Origin of the sequence: Actinocrinis sp., assembly GCF_035605935.1 — a bacterium.
GTDB lineage: Bacteria > Actinomycetota > Actinomycetes > Streptomycetales > Catenulisporaceae > Actinocrinis.
Window position 1 is genome coordinate 1 of sequence record NZ_DATNGK010000147.1, and the last position, 4,521, is coordinate 4,521.

Annotated in this window: 3 protein-coding genes; 2 read left to right on the forward strand and 1 reads right to left on the reverse strand. The window is 66.4% G+C overall.

Annotated features, from left to right (window positions below; genetic code table 11):
• Positions 1–311: 311 nt before the first annotated feature.
• A complete protein-coding gene (gene mraY, locus VN779_RS12415; protein WP_325722656.1) occupies positions 312–1,376 on the forward strand; it encodes a phospho-N-acetylmuramoyl-pentapeptide-transferase in 1,065 nt (354 codons plus the stop codon).
• 51 nt (positions 1,377–1,427) lie between these two features.
• Here the strand turns inward: mraY and VN779_RS12420 are convergent, their stop codons facing one another.
• On the reverse strand, positions 1,428–2,015 hold the full coding sequence (locus tag VN779_RS12420; RefSeq protein ID WP_325722658.1) for an NADAR family protein: 588 nt from the start codon (positions 2,013–2,015) through the stop codon (positions 1,428–1,430).
• 191 nt (positions 2,016–2,206) lie between these two features.
• On the opposite strand from VN779_RS12420, the gene VN779_RS12425 reads away from it, so the two are divergent.
• The coding region (locus tag VN779_RS12425) for a right-handed parallel beta-helix repeat-containing protein (protein WP_325722660.1) at positions 2,207–4,521 on the forward strand (2,315 nt) is incomplete at its 3' end.

Sequence of the window (4,521 nt, forward strand, 5' to 3'; positions counted from 1 at the left end):
CTCGCTGCGTTGGCGAAGCCCCGGTGCCGCCAGGCACCTATCGGACACTGCCAGATGCCCCATGAGGACGCTCCGCCGCCTTGCGATCGCACGCGCCAGACGCCGCGGCCTTGTCCGACGCTACTTCTTACCCACGGCCTAGATCGGGACCGGTTGCACGCAAACATTCCCGGTGGTCATGGTCGATTGACGTTGTCGCCGTGCGGACGCTCGCCACCTGTTCGACGGCGCTTGGTCCGCGTCCGCGGAAAAGTCTCCGTACGATGGCGCGAGGCCGCCGGCCGACTGACCCTCGTGGAGGACAAGCAACGATGAGAGCGCTTCTGTACGCCACCCTCATCGCGCTGATTTGCTCATTGGCCGGGACGCCGCTGGCGGTGCGGTTCTTCACGCGCCGGGGCTGGGGCCAGGAGATCCGCGAGGACGGGCCGAAGACGCATCTCGTCAAGCGGGGCACGCCGACGATGGGGGGCGCGGTCATCGTGCTCGCCACGCTGGTCGCGTACTTCGTGACCAAGCTGGTGACGGCGAAGGCCCCGACGAGTTCGGCGCTGCTCGTGCTCTTCCTCATGACGGGCCTTGGCGCGGTCGGCTTCGTGGACGACTTCATCAAGATCTACCGGCGGCGTTCGCTGGGCCTGCGGGCGAAGGCGAAGTTGGTCGGCCAGTCGGCCGTCACGCTGGTGTTCGCGGTGCTGGTGCTGCATTTCCCGAACTCCGCGGGTCTCACGCCGGCCAGCGAGCACGTCTCGTTCCTGCGCGATATCGGCTGGCTCAGCCTCGGGCCGGCGTTGTTCGTGGTCTGGAGCTATGTGATGGTCGCGGGCTGGTCGAACGCGGTCAACCTGACTGACGGTCAGGACGGGCTGGCCACCGGCGCCTCGGTCATGGCGTTCGCCGCCTACCTGGTGATCGGTCTGTGGCAGTACGGCCAGAACTGCGCCGCGTCACCGGGCAAGGGCTGCTACGAGGTGCGCGACCCGCTGGATCTGACGATCGTGGCGGCCTCGGTGATGGGTGCCTGCTTCGGCTTCCTGTGGTGGAACGCCGCCCCGGCGAAGATCATCATGGGCGACACCGGTTCGCTCGCGCTGGGCGGCGTTTTCGCGGGCCTCGCGATCTGCACGCGCACCGAACTGCTCGCCCTCATCATCGGCGGCTTGTTCCTCATGGAACTGCTCTCGGTGGTGATCCAGGTCGGGTCCTTCAAGCTGCGCCGCGGCAAGCGGGTGTTCAAGATGGCGCCGATCCATCACACCTTCGAGCTGATGGACTGGCCGGAAATCAACATCACGATCCGATTCTGGATTATCGGCGGACTCTGCTTCGCGCTCGGCCTCGGGGTTTTCTACGGCGGCTTCAAGGCCTCGGGATAGCCGCGTCGCAGTCCATAGCACGCGTCACGACTTCGCGACCAGTGACAACCATCACCGACCCAGTTGAGCGAGTTGTTCGCGGGCTTCCATCAGGGCGAAGCCGAGCAGGTTCAGGCCGCGCCACTGTGCAGGATCGGTGGCCTTCTCGTTCGCCGCGCCGAGGCCGATGCCCCAGACGCGGTCACGCGGGCTGGCCTCGACCAGCACCCGATTCGCCGTGCCGAGCAGGAATTCGCGTCGCGCCGGGTCCTGTCCGAACTTCGCCACATTGCCCGCCACCACCAGCTCGAACCGGCACCCGGTCCACAGCTCATCGTCGAATCCACGCACCAGCCGGCCGAGCTTTTTCGCCTCCGCGGGAGAGCGGGCTGCCAGGATCCGCGCGAGAGCTTCCTCGTCACCGAACAGCCGCGCCTTGCCGGCCATCATCCAGTGCTCCGCGGAGGCATAGTCGACCCCATCGACGGTGAACGAGCACGGCCACCATTGACTTAGGCAGCCCCTGCCGACTGTGCCGTCTGCCTGCGGCTGATGGCCCCAGAACATCAGCCATTTCGGCACAGCGCCCGCCGCGAGGATCTCAGCAAGCTGCTCGCGCGAACGCGCCTTCGTCGGATCTCGCGGGGTGATGGCCGTCATAGCGTGCATCGTGCCAGCCGCCGCTGACATCTGTGTTCGGAAGGCGGTGGCCCGTTTCAGTCTCGTATCAATCCGATGCGAAGGTACGCCACGTGCTGATTCTTCCTGGACCCGATCGCTAGGATGACGACCTCAGGGGTGGTTGCGACCTGGGCGGTTTCGAACACAGAGACCGCCTGGAAGGGGTCAACATGCGTCGTGTTCAAAACCTTGCCGTGCCACTGGCAGTGGCCACGGCGGCGGCGTTCATCGGCATCGGCCAGGCCTCGGACGCGCAGGCGGCGACCGGCGCCATTCTGCACGTGGACAACTCGCTCGCGTCGCAGTGTTCTGATTCGACTGTTGACTCGTCGACCACGCCCTATTGCACGATCCAAGCCGCCGTCAACGCCGCGCAACCCGGCGACACGGTCGCCGTGAAGCCGAGCGACACCTTCAAGGCCGAGACGGACGTGACTACGTCCGGCAAGGCGGGAGCTCCCATCACCATCGACGGCGGGAACACCCCAGGCCATTACCAGGGCGCGATCGTGTCGACTAGATCGCCGTACGCGTTCAACATCAGCGGCGCGCAGTACATCAACCTCAAGGGTTTCGTTGTCACGGGCGCCGCCGAGGACGACGTATATCTGAACAACTCCAAGAACGTCACCGTCTCCGGGATGGTCATCAGCACGGTCAGCCCGAACCCCGCGGCCCACGGCGTCTATTTCCAGTCCTCCTCCAACTCGACCGTCGAGACCTCGCGTTTCTACGGCAAGTTTGAGTGGGACGTCGGCATCGGAGGCTTCGCCACCGCCGACACCGTGACGACGAACGCGTTCTTCAATGCCGAGGACGCCGTCGAGGACACCGCGGTCCCCAATGTCGCCATCACGGGCAACACGATCTACGGTCTGTGTGGCCTGGGCATCAACATAACCGCTGGCGAGGCCGGTCTCGCGACCGGCACCACGATCGAGAACAACGTCCTGTCGGACTTCACTTGCGCGAGCACGGCCATTCTCGGTGATTCCCAGGAAGTCTCCACCGCGGACTACAACGTCATCTACCCGAATGGCGCGGGCTCCAACGACTACTACTGGCTGCCGTCGGCAAGTAGCGGCACGTCGAGTTACTACGCGACCCCGGCGCAGTTCTGCGCGGCAGTCGGCCAGGGCTGCCACGACGTCGCCGCCGACCCGGAAATCCGCAACAACCAGGGCCAGATCAGCGCGGATACCTCTTCCGCGGTCGACTCTGCCGATGCGAACGCTCCGGGCCAACTGTCGACCGACCTGTTCGGCCGGCCGCGGGTGGACGACCTCAACACCGCCGATACCGGAGCAGGTGCGCAGACTTACCACGACCGGGGCGCCTTCGAATATCAGGACCCGTTCGCCGGATCAGGCATCGGCATCGGCCACATCAACACCGGCGCCTACAGCGTCGAGCCGAACTACTCGATCGCGGCCAAGCCGTGGGGGGCAGTCACCACCACGGTTGACTACGGTGACGGCACTCCAGCGGTGACCAACCCGGCCTACAACGCCGTACACCAATACGCCAAGCTCGGCACCTACGCCATTTCCGCCACGATGATCGACGCGGCTGGCGGCAAAGCCACCGGCACTTTGGCCTACACGACGGCCGGTTCCGAGTTCACCCCGTTCGGCCCGACGCGGCTGCTCGACACCCGCAAAGGCACCGGCGGAACCTCTGGTCGGGTACTGAACGGCCAGGTCGTCCCGCTGCAGATCGACGCAGTCGGCTCGCTCCCAGCGAGCGGGATCACCGCGGTGGCACTGACCGTGACGGCCACCGGCTCGAACGCCGCGGGCTATGTCTCGGCTGAGAGCGGGACCTCGCTGCTGAACTACAGCGCGGGCGAAACGATAGCCAACTCGGCGATCTTGCCGGTGGTGAACGGTGCCGTCCAGCTGACTGTCACCACCGCGCCCTCGGCGGGTACGTACCTGGTCGCTGACGTCACCGGCTACTTCACCGGGTCGACGGCTTCGGGCTACACCTCACTCCTCCCGGCGCGGCTGCTCGACACCCGCAACGGCACGGGCGTGAGCGCGGGCAAAGTCGCGGGCGGCAAGCACATCGTGCTGACGATCGCGGGAGCCGACCAGGGTGCGCTGCCTTCGTCCGGCGTGAAGGCCGTGTCGCTGAACCTGACCGCGACCGGCGGCACCGGCGGCGGCTACCTGACCGCCTACCCCGACGGCGGCGCGACGCCACTCGCATCGAACCTGAACTTCGCGCCGGGACAAACGATCGCGGCCGCGGCGATCGTGCCGGTCGGTTCGGACGGGAAGATCGACCTCTACGTCGGCGGCGCGGCGAGCCAGGCAGTGGACCTGATCGCGGACGTGGCCGGCTACTACAGCGCGTCGGGCACTGCCGCTTACGTGCCGATCGTTCCGGATCGGGTGATCGACACCCGCAGAAGCGGCGGGCCGCTCTCCAACAACGCCACGGTGAGCTTCGACCCGGCCAACTTCTCGTCCGTCCTAGCCGT